The 13,943-nt window shown below is 68.7% G+C and carries 11 protein-coding genes; 7 read left to right on the top strand and 4 right to left on the bottom strand.

Annotation, left to right across the window (positions count from 1 at the left end):
* Nucleotides 1-74: 74 nt before the first annotated feature.
* Together AAC979_RS09315 and AAC979_RS09310 are read left to right on the top strand one after the other, a co-directional pair.
* Nucleotides 75-2,906: a valine--tRNA ligase gene (locus tag AAC979_RS09315; protein ID WP_371346558.1), complete on the top strand. Its 2,832-nt coding sequence runs from the start codon at nucleotides 75-77 to the stop codon at nucleotides 2,904-2,906.
* A gap of 41 nt (nucleotides 2,907-2,947) precedes the next feature.
* Nucleotides 2,948-3,664 (top strand): MgtC/SapB family protein, encoded by a 717-nt coding sequence (locus AAC979_RS09310; RefSeq protein WP_371346557.1) that lies wholly within the window; start codon nucleotides 2,948-2,950, stop codon nucleotides 3,662-3,664.
* 24 nt (nucleotides 3,665-3,688) lie between these two features.
* Here AAC979_RS09310 and AAC979_RS09305 read toward each other — a convergent pair whose 3' ends face one another.
* Entirely contained in the window at nucleotides 3,689-3,880 is a 192-nt protein-coding gene (locus AAC979_RS09305) for a hypothetical protein (RefSeq protein WP_371346556.1), read from the bottom strand.
* A 243-nt stretch (nucleotides 3,881-4,123) separates the two neighbouring features.
* On the opposite strand from AAC979_RS09305, the gene ilvD reads away from it, so the two are divergent.
* Nucleotides 4,124-5,851 (top strand): dihydroxy-acid dehydratase, encoded by a 1,728-nt coding sequence (ilvD, locus tag AAC979_RS09300; RefSeq protein WP_371346555.1) that lies wholly within the window; start codon nucleotides 4,124-4,126, stop codon nucleotides 5,849-5,851.
* Nucleotides 5,852-5,885: 34 nt separating this feature from the next.
* On the top strand, nucleotides 5,886-6,701 hold the full coding sequence (locus AAC979_RS09295) for a tetratricopeptide repeat protein (RefSeq protein WP_371346554.1): 816 nt from the start codon (nucleotides 5,886-5,888) through the stop codon (nucleotides 6,699-6,701).
* Nucleotides 6,702-6,838: 137 nt separating this feature from the next.
* Here AAC979_RS09295 and xth read toward each other — a convergent pair whose 3' ends face one another.
* From xth to AAC979_RS09280, 3 genes are read right to left on the bottom strand one after another with little or no spacing between them, the layout of a single operon-like run.
* Entirely contained in the window at nucleotides 6,839-7,621 is a 783-nt protein-coding gene (gene xth, locus AAC979_RS09290) for an exodeoxyribonuclease III (protein ID WP_371346553.1), read from the bottom strand.
* 44 nt (nucleotides 7,622-7,665) lie between these two features.
* Nucleotides 7,666-8,418, bottom strand: coding sequence for a 5'-methylthioadenosine/adenosylhomocysteine nucleosidase (locus AAC979_RS09285; RefSeq protein WP_371346552.1), 753 nt, complete (start codon nucleotides 8,416-8,418; stop codon nucleotides 7,666-7,668).
* Nucleotides 8,418-8,777: a HesB/IscA family protein gene (locus AAC979_RS09280; RefSeq protein WP_371346551.1), complete on the bottom strand. Its 360-nt coding sequence runs from the start codon at nucleotides 8,775-8,777 to the stop codon at nucleotides 8,418-8,420. The genes AAC979_RS09285 and AAC979_RS09280 overlap by 1 nt, the downstream gene beginning before the upstream one ends.
* 99 nt (nucleotides 8,778-8,876) lie before the next feature.
* On the opposite strand from AAC979_RS09280, the gene AAC979_RS09275 reads away from it, so the two are divergent.
* The 3 genes from AAC979_RS09275 (at nucleotide 8,877) to AAC979_RS09265 (ending at nucleotide 13,938) form a co-directional block, all read left to right on the top strand.
* Nucleotides 8,877-10,049 carry a deoxyguanosinetriphosphate triphosphohydrolase gene (locus AAC979_RS09275; protein ID WP_371346550.1) on the top strand — a complete coding sequence of 391 codons (1,173 nt, stop codon included), beginning with the start codon at nucleotides 8,877-8,879 and terminating at the stop codon, nucleotides 10,047-10,049.
* 45 nt (nucleotides 10,050-10,094) lie between these two features.
* Entirely contained in the window at nucleotides 10,095-11,861 is a 1,767-nt protein-coding gene (gene argS, locus AAC979_RS09270; protein ID WP_371346549.1) for an arginine--tRNA ligase, read from the top strand.
* Nucleotides 11,862-11,952: 91 nt separating this feature from the next.
* On the top strand, nucleotides 11,953-13,938 hold the full coding sequence (locus AAC979_RS09265; RefSeq protein WP_371346548.1) for an SPOR domain-containing protein: 1,986 nt from the start codon (nucleotides 11,953-11,955) through the stop codon (nucleotides 13,936-13,938).
* Nucleotides 13,939-13,943: the final 5 nt, after the last annotated feature.

Below are 13,943 nucleotides of genomic sequence, written 5' to 3'. Positions count from 1 at the left end.
GCCTCTCGCGAGTTGACTTGAGGCATCGGCTCCGCTTTCTCTCGCGCCTGTTCAATTGAGGTGCCGGAGCCAACATGCTCGACAACAGGTTCGATCCCGCCGCCGTCGAAGACCGCATCTACCAGGGCTGGGTGGAGGCGGGCGCCTTCAAGGCCGGGCGTCCGGAGCGGGCAGGGGCCGAGCCCTATTGCATCGTCATCCCGCCGCCCAACGTCACCGGCTCGCTCCATATGGGGCATGCGCTCAACAACACGCTGCAGGACATTCTCTGCCGCTTCGAGCGCATGCGCGGCAAGGACGTGCTGTGGCAGGTCGGCACCGACCATGCCGGCATCGCCACGCAGATGGTGGTGGAACGTCAGCTCGCCGAGCGCCAGCTTCCCGGCCGCCGCGACATGGGCCGTGCCGCCTTTGTCGAGCGCATCTGGGCGTGGAAGGAGGAATCCGGCGGCACCATCATCAACCAGCTGAAGAAGCTGGGCGCCTCCTGCGACTGGTCGCGCGAGCGCTTCACCATGGATGAGGGGCTGTCCCGCGCCGTCCTCAAAGTGTTCGTGCGGCTCTACAAGGAAGGGCTGATCTACAAGGACAAGCGCCTGGTGAACTGGGACCCGAAGTTCCAGTCCGCCATTTCCGATCTCGAAGTGCTGCAGGTCGAGGTGAAGGGCCATCTCTGGCATCTGCGCTACCCCTTGGCCGATGGTGTGACCTATCAGCATCCCATCGCCTTCGACGAGAACAACCAGCCCTACGAGTTCGAGACGCGCGACTATATCGTCGTCGCCACCACCCGCCCGGAAACCATGCTGGGCGACACGGCGGTCGCGGTGCACCCGGAAGACCCGCGTTATCAGGGCCTCGTCGCTGCGGGGGCCAAGGTGCGCCTGCCGCTGGTCGGCCGGCTGATCCCGATCGTGGCGGACGAATATTCCGACCCGACCAAGGGCACTGGCGCGGTGAAGATCACCCCGGCGCATGATTTCAACGATTTCGAGGTCGGCCGCCGGCACGCCCTGCCGATGATCAACGTGCTGGATGCCGAGGCGCGGATCGCGCTGGCCGGCAATGAGGAGTTCCGCGCCGGCGCGCAGCCGGGCCCCGGTCTTGATGCCGCATTGGCGCTGGACGGCCTGTCGCGCGAGGCGGCGCGCAAGGCCATCGTCGCGCTGCTGGAAGAGGGCGGCGCGCTCGATCGTATCGAGCCGCACACCCACATGGTGCCGCATGGCGACCGCTCGAATGTCGTCATCGAGCCGTGGCTGACCGAACAGTGGTATGTCGACGCCCACACCCTCGCCCAGCCGGCGCTGGCTGCCGTGCGCGAGGGCCGCACCAATTTCGTGCCGAAGAACTGGGAGAAGACCTATTTCGAGTGGCTGGAGAACATCCAGCCCTGGTGCGTGTCGCGCCAGCTCTGGTGGGGCCACCAGATTCCGGCCTGGTACGGTCCGGACGGCTCCGTCTTCGTCGAGGAGACGGAGGAAGCCGCCGTCGCCGCCGCGCTCGCCCATTGCGTGCAGAACGGAATCATCAGCGACGCCGAGGCGCAGGAACTCGCCGCCGATCCGGAAAAGCGCGCGGCGCTGATCACCCGCGACGAGGACGTGCTCGACACCTGGTTCTCCTCCGCCCTGTGGCCGTTCTCCACTCTCGGCTGGCCGGATGACAGCGCCGAAGTCGCGCGCTTCTACCCGACCACGGTGCTCATCACCGGCTTCGACATCATCTTCTTCTGGGTCGCGCGGATGATGATGATGGGCCTGCACTTCATGCCCGACGTGCCGTTCCGGGATGTGTACATCCACGCCCTCGTCCGTGACGAGAAGGGCGCCAAGATGTCGAAGTCGAAGGGCAACGTCATCGACCCGCTCGACCTTGTGGGCAAGTATGGCGCGGACGCGCTGCGCTTCACCCTGGCGGCGATGGCGGCACAGGGGCGCGACATCAAGCTCGCCACCTCGCGGGTGGAGGGCTATCGCAACTTCGCGACCAAGCTCTGGAACGCCGCCCGCTTCGCCGAGATGAATGGCTGCGGGCGCGATCCCGCCTTCGTGCCGCGCAACGCCGAATCCCGGCTCAACCGCTGGATTCTCGCCGAGTTGCAGAAGGCCGGGACGGAGATCACCCAGGCGCTGGAGGCCTACAGGTTCAATGAGGCGGCGGGCGCGGCCTATCGCTTCGTCTGGAACATCTTCTGCGATTGGTATCTCGAACTCGCCAAGCCGGTGTTCAACGGCAATGGCGGCTGGAAGGACGAGACGCGCGCCACCACCGCCTACGTGCTCGACGAAATCCTCAAGCTGCTGCACCCGTTCATGCCCTTCCTCACCGAGGAGCTGTGGGCGCGCACGGCCGAGACCGGCGCCCCGCGCGCGAGCCTGCTCACCCTCGCCGAATGGCCGGTGCTGACGGGGCTGGAAGCGCCCGAGGCGGAGGCGGAAATCGGCTGGCTGGTCGAGCTGATCACCGAAATCCGCTCGGTGCGGGCGGAGATGAACGTGCCGGCCGGCGCGCAGATTTCGCTGGTGCTCGTCGGCGTGCCGGAAGAGGTGCGCGCGCGTGTGGTGGTGTGGCTCGACACGCTGACGCGCCTTGCCCGCCTGTCCGGCATTTCCTTCGAGGCGGAAGCCCCGGCGGGGTCGGTGCAGATCGTGGTGCGCGGCGCCACGGCGGCGCTGCCGCTTGTCGGCATCATCGACATGGACGTGGAAGCCGCGCGCCTCGCCAAGGAGCTGGCCAAGGCGCGGGACGACATCGCCAAGGTCGACGCCAAGCTCGGCAATGCCGATTTCATCAAGCGCGCCCCGGAAGAAGTCATCGAGGAGCAGCGCGAGCGCCGCGAGGCGGCGGCCGAACGCGCCGCCAAGATCGGCGAGGCGCTAGCGAGGCTCGGCCGCGCCGGCTGAGCCGGTTCGGCGGGGCCGCGGCGGCGGGGCAGGGGATCGGCATGCCATTCATCGCATCTTTCGAGGCGAGCGACTTCGTCTCGACGATCATCAGCCTGCTGGTCGCCTTCGCCATGGGCACGGCGATCGGCGCCGAGCGGCAGTACCGCCAGCGCACTGCCGGGCTGCGCACCAATGTGCTGGTCGCCATCGGCGCCGCGCAGTTCGTCGACATGGCAATGCATCTTTCCGGCCCGGACGGGGCGGTGCGCGTTGTCGCCTATGTCGTCTCCGGCATCGGCTTTCTCGGCGCCGGCGTGATCATGAAGGAAGGCACCAATATTCGCGGCCTCAACACGGCGGCGACGCTATGGTGCTCGGCGGCGGTGGGGGCCTGTGCGGGTGCCGATCTCATCGCCCAGTCTGTGCTGCTCACCGGCTTCGTGCTGGCCGGCAACACGCTGCTGCGCCCGCTGGTCGGCGCGCTGGAGCGCCTGCCACGGAGCGAGGAATCGACCGAGGCGACCTATGGGGTCAGCCTCATCGTGCCGGTGGCGCGCGCGGCCGAACTGCGCAGCAAGGTGTCAGCCGTGCTGGAGGCGGCGAAATTCCCGGTCGACGAGGTGGAGCTGCAGGACCGCCCCGATGGCAGCAGCGAATTGCTGGCCACGCTGGTCAACACCTCGGTGCGGGTGGCCGAACTCGACGCCGCCGTCGCCCGGCTGCGCCATCTGCCGGGGGTTATGTCCGCCGACTGGACGCGCTCCGCCGCCGACTGAGTCGGAGCGCGGCCCGCGCCCGCGTCAGCCCTGCTCGGTGACGGAGGTCGGCACTGCCGGTGTTTCCGCCTGCTTGTCCAGTCGGTCGAGTTCCGCGCGAAGCCGCTCGATCACATCGGCGGCTTCCGAGAGTTCGTCTTCGATCTTGTCACGCCGGAACTGGTCCAAATTGGCCGCCATCGCCCGCAGGCGCTCCACGATATTGCCGCTCGACACGCTGATTTCTCCCTGTTTTTGCGGGGTGCGGGCTGTCCGGTAGGGCCTCCCGCCTGCCACCTGCCTACCGCCGTTTTGTGACTGACCCGCAACAGTGTCACGCATTCGCAACCATAACGGAAGACCGCGGCGCCGGCGCCGCGAAGCCGCCACAAACCGGCACGAAATCCGACGGATAGACGGGGGATAAAGGCGCCCAATGCGGTGCCGCGATAAGAGCCCCGCGCCGGGATGCGTGAAGACATGGACGTAAGGACGATCATCGACAAGCGGAACCTGCCGAGCCGCCATGTGACGGAAGGCCCGGCGCGCGCGCCGCATCGGTCCTATCTCTATGCCATGGGCCTGACCCGCGAGCAGATTCATCAGCCGCTGGTCGGCGTCGCCTCGTGCTGGAACGAGGCCGCGCCCTGCAACATCTCGCTGATGCGCCAGGCGCAGGCGGTGAAGAAGGGCGTCGCCAGCGCCAATGGCACCCCGCGCGAATTCTGCACCATCACCGTCACCGACGGCATCGCCATGGGCCATGACGGCATGAAGGCGTCGCTGGCCTCGCGCGAAGTCATCGCCGACTCGGTGGAACTCACCATTCGCGGCCATGCCTATGACGCGCTGGTCGGCTTGGCGGGCTGCGACAAGTCGCTGCCGGGCATGATGATGGCGATGCTGCGCCTCAACGTGCCGTCGATCTTCATCTATGGCGGCTCGATCCTGCCCGGCTCGTTCCGGGGCCAGCCGGTGACGGTGCAGGACATGTTCGAGGCGGTGGGCAAGCACTCGGTCGGGCTGATGTCCGACGATGACCTCGACGAGCTCGAACAGGTCGCGTGTCCCTCCGCCGGCGCCTGCGGCGCGCAGTTCACCGCCAACACCATGGCGACCGTGTCCGAGGCGATCGGCCTCGCTCTGCCCTATTCGGCCGGCGCCCCGGCTCCTTATGAGATCCGCGACCGCTTCTGCATGGCGGCGGGCGAGCAGATTATGGACCTCGTCGCCCGCAACATCCGCCCGCGCGACATCGTCACCCGCAAGGCGCTTGAGAACGCCGCCACCGTGGTCGCCGCCTCTGGCGGTTCGACCAATGCGGCGCTGCACCTGCCGGCGATGGCGCATGAGGCCGGCATCAAGTTCGACCTGTTCGATGTCGCCGAAATCTTCAAGCGCACGCCCTATATCGCCGATCTCAAGCCCGGCGGGCGTTATGTCGCCAAGGACATGTTCGAAGCCGGCGGCATTCCGCTCTTGATGAAGACCCTGCTCGACCATGGCTTCCTGCACGGCGACTGCCTCACCGTGACCGGCCGCACCATCGCGGAGAACCTCGCCTCGGTGAAATGGAACCCGCATCAGGACGTGGTCCGCCCGGCCAATGACCCGATCACCGTCACCGGCGGCGTGGTCGGGCTGAAGGGCAACCTCGCGCCCGACGGCGCCATCGTGAAGGTGGCGGGGTTGAAGAACCTGACATTCACCGGCCCGGCCCGCTGCTTTGACGGCGAGGAAGCCTGCTTCGAGGCGGTGACGCAGCGTGCCTATAAGGAAGGCGATGTGCTGGTCATCCGCTATGAGGGGCCGAAGGGCGGCCCCGGCATGCGGGAAATGCTGTCGACCACCGCCGCCCTGTACGGGCAGGGCGCCGGCGACAAGGTGGCGCTGATCACCGATGGGCGCTTCTCGGGCGCGACGCGCGGCTTCTGCATCGGCCATGTCGGGCCGGAGGCGGCGGTCGGAGGCCCGATCGGGCTGATCCGCGACGGCGACATCATCACCATTGACGCGATCGAGGGCACGCTTGACGTGGCGCTTTCGGACGAGGAACTCGCCGCCCGCCGGGCGGAATGGGCGCCGCGTCCATCGCCGGTCGGCTCGGGGGCCATCTGGAAGTTCGCGCAGGCCGTGGGGCCCGCCCGTGATGGCGCGGTCACTCACCCCGGCGGCGCGGCCGAGACGGCGTGCTATGCGGATATCTGACCTTACGGGCGCTCGCCCGCTCCCCCACCACCGCATGATGCGGCTGTGTGCGCCGCTGCTGTGTGCGCTGCTGCTGGTGCCGTCCGCCGCGCCGGCCTTTGACGGCATGCCGGGCGACGCGCCGGCGGTGCCGACGCCCGGAAAGCCGCGCACCATTGAGGAATTCGTCCGCTTCGGCGCGCAGGCGCTGCGCTCCGGGCAGACCGAGCAGGGCATCGACTCGCTGCGCTACGCGGCCGAACAGGGCCATGCCGGCGCACAGTGGAAGCTCGGCCGCATGTATGCGGAAGGCGAGGGCGTCGAGCGCAACGACATCAAGGCGTTCGAATATTTCAGCCAGATCGCCAACATGCATGCCGACGACAACCCGGCGACGCCGGAGGCGCGCTTCGTCGCGGACGCCTTCGTCGCGCTCGGCGCCTATTATCTCGTCGGCATTCCCAACACCAAGGTGCGGCGCGACCCCGCGCGGGCGCGCGACATGTTCGCCTATGCCGCCTCCTATTTCGGCGATCCGGGCGCGCAATATCATCTGGCCCGGCTCTATATTGACGGCGACGGGGTGGATCGCGACCCGCGCTTCGCCGCGCGCTGGCTCGGGCTGGCGGCGCAGAAGGGCCAGTACCAGGCGCAGGCGGCGCTCGGCGGCCTGCTGTTCAAGGGCGATGACGGCATTCCGCGCCAGGCGGCGCGCGGCCTGATGTGGCTGACCCTCGCCCGCGACGCCGCCGCCGGCCCGCAGGACAAATGGGTGGTCGACCTCTATGAGGACGCCTTCGCCAATGCGAGTTCCGACGAGCGCGCCATGGCGCTGGTCTATCTCGAACAGTACATGAAGACGGCGCGCTGAGCGGCCTTCGGGCCCGCCCCATTGGACAACGTCATCCCGGACGGCCAATGGCCGATCCGGGATCGCTCGGAGCCGGAGAGCGATCCCGGCTCTCGCTCCGCTCGGCCGGGATGACGTGAACCGGAACCCGCCAGCGGCTAAAGCGCCAGCTCCGCCCATACCGGCACATGGTCGGAGGGCTTCTCCCAGCCGCGCACATGCTTGTCGACGCCCACCGCCGTCAGCCGGTCGGTGGCCTGCGGCGAGAGCAGCAGATGGTCGATACGGATGCCATTGTTCCGCTGCCAGGCCCCGGCCTGATAGTCCCAGAAGCTGTAGAGCCCGGCGTCCTGCGTGGTGGCGCGCAGCGCGTCTGTCATGCCGAGATTGAGGATTTCGCGGAACGCCGCCCGCGTCTGCGGCAGGAACAGCGCATCCTGCGTCCACGCTTCGGGATGGGCGGCGTCCTCCGGCTCGGGGATCACATTGTAGTCGCCGCAGACCACCAAGGGCTCCTCGAAGGTCAACCTTGCCGCGATATGCGCCTTTAGCCGCTGCATCCAGGCGAGCTTGTAGGGATATTTCTCCGTGCCCACGGGATTGCCGTTGGGCAGGTAGATGCCGCACACGCGCAGAGAGCCTTCCGGTGTGGAGACCACCACCTCGATGAAGCGCGACTGCACGTCCGCCTCATCGCCCGGCAGGCCGGATGTCACCTCGTCAAAAGGCAGGCGGGAGAGCACGGCGACGCCATTGAACCCCTTCTGGCCATGCACGGCGACATTGTAGCCCAGCGCTTCGAACGCCTCGCGCGGAAAGGCCTCGTCGGCGCATTTCAGTTCCTGCAGGCACACCACGTCCGGGCGGGTCTCGGTGAGCCATGCCACGGCGTGCTCCTGGCGTTGCCGGATCGAATTGACGTTCCAGGTGGCGATGCGCATCGGCGTCTCACGGAAGGCGAAGGGGAGGGCGAGTCGCGGGCAGTCTACAGCACCGGCAGCAGACGGCGCACGATGAGGGCGGAGGACAGCGCCACCTCATCCACGAATTGCCGGAAATCGAAATGCGAGTCGCGCCCGGCAAGATCGGACAGGGTACGCACCACCAGCCACGGCACGCCATAGGCGCTGGCGGCCTGCGCCATCGCCGCGCCTTCCATCTCTACCGCCGCCCCGCCCAGCTCGCGGAACAGATGCTCGCGCCGCGTTTCGGAATTGATGAACTGGTCGCCGGTGAGGACGCGGCCGAAGTGCAGCCGGGGCGGGCGCTCGCCGCCGGCGGCGGAAAGCGGGGCGAGCGACAACTCGCTCAGCGCCGTCCGCACCCGCGCGATCAGGTCGCCATCGGCGCTGTGGCCGAGTTCCTCCTGCGGGCTGAAAAAGGGCAGGTGGCCCGCCTGATAGACGACGAAGGCTTCATCCGCGCCGTAATAGCCGGCATCGTGCTGCACCACATGGTCGGCGATCACCACATCGCCGATCGACAGCTCCGGGTCGAGCCCGCCGGCAATGCCCGAGAACATCAGCATCCGGCAGTCGAAGCGTTCCAGCAGCAGGGTGGCGGCTATGCCGGCATTCACCTTTCCCATGCCGGCGCGCGCCAACACCACCTGATGTCCGTCGAGCCGGCCGGCATGAAACACCATCCCGGCGCGGGTCGTGACCTCGGTGCGGGTCAGATTATCGGCCAGAAAGGCGAATTCCTGCGGAATGGCGCAGAGAACGCCGACCGGGCGCATCAGAGGGCGAAGCTGGTGCCGCAGCCGCAGGAGGCCGTGGCGTGCGGGTTGGCGATCCGGAACGACGCGCCGATGAGGTCGTCGACGAAGTCGATATGCGAGCCCGACATATATTCCAGCGACACGGGGTCGATGACCACGCTCGCCCCGCCCTCGGCGATGACGATGTCGTCCGCCTCGCGCTCGCGGGTAATGTCGAACTTGTACTGAAAGCCCGAGCAGCCGCCGCCCTCCACGCTGACGCGCAGCATGGTCTCGGGCGGCTCTCCCTTGAGAATTTCCGCGATCCGCCGCGCCGCGCTGGCGGTGACGCCGACGGAGGGGGGAACCGCGTTTTCAGGCGAAAGACTCGCGCTCATGTCGCACACTTCCCGTTGAATATGACCTGCCCGGATAGTTAAGTGCTGCCGCCCCCGAGTCAAAGGGGGCTTCTCGCAGAACGGGCAGGAGAGACGCGCATGGCGGTGGCCGGGGCGCAGCCGCGGGCGCCATGGGCGTCGAAGGCCGAGGAGAGCCGGGGGCGGCTGCATCCCGAAGAGGGCGGCGATGCGCGCAGCGCCTTCCGTCGCGATGCCGACCGCATCATCCATTCCAGCGCCTTCCGCCGGCTGGCCTACAAGACACAGGTGTTCTCCTATCACGAGGGCGATCATTACCGCACAAGGCTCACCCATACGCTGGAGGTGGTGCAGGTGGCGCGCTCGGTGGCGCGCGCGCTCGGCCTCGACGAGGATCTCAGCGAGGCGCTGGCGCTCGCGCATGATCTCGGCCACCCGCCCTTCGCCCATGCCGGCGAGCGCGTGCTCGATTCCTGCATGGCCGCCTATGGCGGGTTCGACCACAATGCGCAGTCGTTGCGCGTGGTGACGCGGCTGGAAAACCGCTACCCCGCCTTCGACGGGCTGAATCTCTCCTGGGAGACCCATGAGGGGATCGTCAAGCATAACGGCCCGCAGCACGCGCCGCTGCCGCATGCCATCGCGGTGCATGCCGAGCGTCAGGATCTGTGGCTGTGGAGCTGGCCGTCGGCCGAGGCGCAGGTCGCCGCCATCGCCGACGACATCGCCTATGATGTGCACGACCTTGATGACGGGCTGCGCGCCGGTCTGTTCGATCTGACCGAACTGACCGGCCTCCCGCTCATCCACACCGTCCTTGCCGAAATCCGCGCCGCCTGGCCTGATCTCGACCGTGCCCGCACCTGGCACGAGCTCGGCCGGCGGATGATCACCGTGCTGATCGGCGATGTGGTGGCGGAGAGCCGGCGCCGCCTCGCCGAGGCCCAGCCGGGCGATGCGGATGCGATCCGCCGGCTCGGGCGGCCGGTCATTGGCTTTTCAGCGGAAACGGCAGCGGCGGAGAAGGCGATCAAGGCGTTTCTGTTCCCCCGCATGTACCGCCATCCCCGGGTGATGGCGGCGATGGACGCGGCCGGAGCCGTGGTGCGGGAGCTGTTCGCCCGCTACATGGCCGACACCAAGGCGCTGCCCGAGGAATGGCGCGCCAGCGTCGAGGGCCGCAGCGAGGCCGCGCGGGCGCGGCGGATCGCCGATTTCCTTGCCGGCCAGACGGATCGCTACGCCCTTGCCGAACATGCCCGGCTCTTTGACAGGGCACCGGAACTGCGGTAGCGGCAGCGGCCCCTCTGGGTCTGGCCGCGCCGGGAGTTAGCCGTCATGAACCTCTTCGCCCTCTTCGCCGAGCACATCCGCGACGCCCTGTCCCAACTTGCGGGCGAGGGGGCGGTGCCGTCGGGTGTCGATACGGCGCGGGTGGTGGTGGAGCCGCCGCGCGACGCCTCCCATGGCGACCTCTCCACCAATGCGGCGATGGTGCTGGCCAAGGAAGCCAGCGTGAAGCCGCGCGACCTCGCGGAGAAGCTGGCGGCTAAGCTTGCCAGGCTTCCGGGCGTCGCGAAGGTGGACGTGGCCGGCCCCGGCTTCATCAATCTCACCCTCGACGGCTCCTACTGGCCGCAGGTGCTCGCCGCCGTGCTGGTTCAGGGCCGTGACTACGGCCGCTCGCAGGCGGGCGGCGGCCAGCCGATCAATGTCGAATATGTCTCCGCCAACCCCACCGGCCCGATGCATGTCGGCCATTGCCGCGGCGCCGTGTTCGGCGACGCGCTGGCCAATCTCCTCGCTTTCGCCGGCTGGAAGGTGACGCGCGAATATTACATCAACGATGCCGGTGCGCAGGTGGATGTGCTCGCCCGCTCCGCCTTCCTGCGCTACCGCGAGGCGCTGGGCGAGACGATCACCATTCCCGAGGGGCTCTATCCCGGGGACTATCTCGTCCCCGTCGGCAAGGCGCTGGTGACGAAATACGGCCGCACGCTGCTCGACAAGCCGGAAGAGGAATGGCTGCCGCCGGTTCGCGAGGTCGCTATCGACGCGATGATGGCGATGATCCGCACCGATCTCGCCGCGCTCAACATCCATCACGAGACCTTCTTTTCCGAGCGCACCCTCCACGCGCGGCCGGGCGGCGCGCCCAGCATCATCGACCGCCTGCTGGCGACGCTGCGGGCGCGCGATCTCGTCTATGAAGGCCGCCTCGCCCCGCCCAAGGGGCAGCCGGTGGAGGACTGGGAGGATCGCGAGCAGACGCTGTTCCGCGCCACCCAGTTCGGCGACGATGTCGACCGCCCGCTGATGAAGTCGGACGGCGCCTATACCTATTTCGCCGCCGACATCGCCTATCACAAGGACAAGGTCGACCGCGGCTTCAAGCGGATGATCGACATCTGGGGTGCCGACCATGGCGGCTATGTCAAGCGCATGCAGGCGGCGGTGAAGGCCGCATCCGATGGCGAAGCCAGCCTTGATGTCGAGCTGTGCCAGCTCGTGCGGCTGCTGCGCAATGGCGAGCCGGTGAAGATGTCGAAGCGCGCCGGTGATTTCGTCACCCTGCGCGACGTGGTCGACGAGGTCGGCCGCGACGCCGTGCGGTTCATGATGATCAACCGCAAGAATGACGCCGTGCTCGACTTCGATCTCGCCAAGGTAATCGAGCAGTCGCGCGACAATCCGGTGTTCTATGTGCAGTACGCGCACGCGCGGGCCTGCTCCATCCTGCGCAATGCGGCGCAGGCTTTCGCCGACTTGCCGACGGCGCCGGCCGACTTCGCCGGCGCGGCGCTCACACGACTCGATGACGAAGGGGAAATCGGCCTTGCCCGGTTGATCGCCAATTACCCGCGCCTGATCGAGCAGGCGGCCCCGGCACGCGAGCCGCACCGGCTCGCCTTCTATCTCTATGATCTCGCCAGCGCGCTGCACGGACAGTGGAATCGCGGAAAGGATCTGCCTCATTTACGCTTCATTATCGAAGATGATCGAGAGTTGACCTATGCGCGGCTGGCTCTGGTGCATGCCGTCGCGCTGATCATCGCTTCAGGACTTTCCATTCTTGGAGTCGATGCTCCCGAAGAAATGCGGTGAGCGCGTTCGCGACGGTTTGTTCGACCTGCTGCTCCCGTGATGCCGCCCGTCGGGCGGTTCTGGTATTGAACGTGGCGAACAGGTTCTGAAGATGGGCAATGAGAACATGCGTGACCGGCCGGAAAACGGCGCCGAGGACCCGCTTGCCGAACTTGCGCGTCTGATGGCCCAGGAAGACGATTTCGCCGAGCTTCTGCGGCAGTCGCCGCCGGCACGTACGGCGCCGCCCCAGCCGCCGCAGCCTCCGGCGGCTCCGCCCCAGGGCGGCCGGCCCATGGCGCCGCCCCCGACCCGCCCGCCGCTGACGGCCCGCCGGCCGGCCGAGGAAGGGCGCCCGGCGCCCGGCTCCTTCGCCGCGCTGGCCGCCGAAGTCTATGGCGAAGGCGTGCAGCGTCAGGCGCCGCCGCCGCGTCCCGCTGCGGAGGAGGCCTATCGCGAGGCGGGCCGTGGCGAACGTCCCGATCCGCGCGCGCCCTATATGCCGCCGCGTCCGCAGCCCACCGATGCGGCGCGTCGCATGCCGCCCCCGAACCCCTCTGCGCCCGCAAATCCCGCTGCGCCGCCGCGCCCGCTGGCGCCCCGCCCGGATGCGACGCGCCCCGAGCCGCCGCGGGCGCCCGCGCCACGGCCGATGGCAGCCGACCCGGCACGCGCCGACACGACCCGGGCCGATATGGCGCGGCAGGAAGCTCTACGCCAGGACGCCATGCGCCAAGAGTCGCTGCGCCAGGAATCGCTGCGTCAGGAGGCTGCGCGACATGATCTTGCGCGTCAGGACGCGGCACGGCAGGAGGCTGCACGGCAGGAGGCCATGCGGCGCGAGGCGATGCGCCAGGAGGCGATCCGTCAGGAAGCCGCCCGCCGCGAGGCGGCGCTGCGCGCTGCGCCGCCGCCTGCCGCCGCGGAGGGCATCTCCGCCGAATCCCGCGTTCCCGCCTGGATGACCCGCGCGACCGCAGCCGCCCGCGCCATTGACGCCTCGGCGCCGGCCGAAGCCGCGCCATCGGCCGCACCGGCCCGCCCGTCGGGCGCCACCGCGCCGCAGCCGGTCGATCTCGACGAGGAGGCCTATGATTACGGGCGTTCCGCCGATGACGAGCCGTCGGAGGCCGAGGCCTACGACGATTATATGCCGGAGGACGAGGCGCCTGCCGGAGGCAACCGTAAGCGCCTGATGATGATCGGCGGAGCGCTGGTGGTGTTCATCGCGGCCGCCGCCGTCGGCTATGTGCTGGTGTCCGGTCCTTCCGGCAGCGGCGTTTCCGGCGCGCCGCCGGTGATCCGCGCCGAACAGGGCCCGAACAAGATCGTCCCCAGCCAGCCGGCGACCGAACAGGCCGCCGACGGGCAGAAACTGATCTATGACCGCGTCGGCGGTGCCGCGACGACCGGCAATGAGCAGGTGGTGTCGAGCGAGGAGCAGCCGGTCGACGTGTCGCAGGCGGCCCAGCCGCAGCCGCGGGTGATCCAGACCTCGCCCTCCAGCACCTCGACCGCCGCCGCGCCTGGCGCCGCCGAGCCGAAGCGGGTACGCACCCTGACCGTGCGGGCCGATGGCACCGTCGTGGAAGTGCCAGCGCCGGCGGCGCCACTGCCGCCCGGCGCCTCCGCCGCCCCGGCGGACAATCCGGTCGCGCTCAACATGGGGGCGGGCGGCGCGGTGCCGACCTCGCCCATGCCTCTCGCGGCGACGCCTTCCATCGTCGAGAATATGCCGGCCGAAACCGCTCCCGCTGCGACCCCGGCGCCGGCCCCGACGGCGCCTCCCGCCCGCACGGCGGCGGCGACGCCCCCGCCCTCACCCTCGGCGAGCGGCACGGCGGTGCCGGCCGGCGCCTATGTCGTGCAGATCGCCGCCGTCCGCTCCGAGGCGGAAGCGCAGGCGACCTGGCGCGGTGCGCAGGCGAAATATCCGCTGCTGGCCAACCAGCCGCTCAGCGTGAAGCGTGCCGATCTCGGCGATCGCGGCATCTTCTATCGCGTGCAGGCCGGCTCCTTCAGCGGCCGCGAGGGTGCGGTGGGGCTGTGCGAGGCGCTGCGCGCCCAGGGCGGCAACTGCATGGTCGTGCGGAACTGAGCCGA

The organism is Ancylobacter sp. IITR112 (genome assembly GCF_041415945.1).
Lineage (GTDB): Bacteria > Pseudomonadota > Alphaproteobacteria > Rhizobiales > Xanthobacteraceae > Ancylobacter.
This window is presented reverse-complemented; position numbering and strand designations above follow the sequence as displayed.

Coding starts and splice junctions, on each gene's coding strand:
- ilvD (WP_371346555.1), top strand. CDS start 4,124: ATGGACGTAAGGACGATCATCGACAAGCGGAACCTGCCGAGCCGCCAT.
- AAC979_RS09285 (WP_371346552.1), bottom strand. CDS start 8,418: ATGCGCCCGGTCGGCGTTCTCTGCGCCATTCCGCAGGAATTCGCCTTT.
- AAC979_RS09280 (WP_371346551.1), bottom strand. CDS start 8,777: ATGAGCGCGAGTCTTTCGCCTGAAAACGCGGTTCCCCCCTCCGTCGGC.
- AAC979_RS09295 (WP_371346554.1), top strand. CDS start 5,886: ATGATGCGGCTGTGTGCGCCGCTGCTGTGTGCGCTGCTGCTGGTGCCG.
- argS (WP_371346549.1), top strand. CDS start 10,095: ATGAACCTCTTCGCCCTCTTCGCCGAGCACATCCGCGACGCCCTGTCC.
- AAC979_RS09265 (WP_371346548.1), top strand. CDS start 11,953: ATGGGCAATGAGAACATGCGTGACCGGCCGGAAAACGGCGCCGAGGAC.
- AAC979_RS09275 (WP_371346550.1), top strand. CDS start 8,877: ATGGCGGTGGCCGGGGCGCAGCCGCGGGCGCCATGGGCGTCGAAGGCC.
- AAC979_RS09310 (WP_371346557.1), top strand. CDS start 2,948: ATGCCATTCATCGCATCTTTCGAGGCGAGCGACTTCGTCTCGACGATC.
- xth (WP_371346553.1), bottom strand. CDS start 7,621: ATGCGCATCGCCACCTGGAACGTCAATTCGATCCGGCAACGCCAGGAG.
- AAC979_RS09315 (WP_371346558.1), top strand. CDS start 75: ATGCTCGACAACAGGTTCGATCCCGCCGCCGTCGAAGACCGCATCTAC.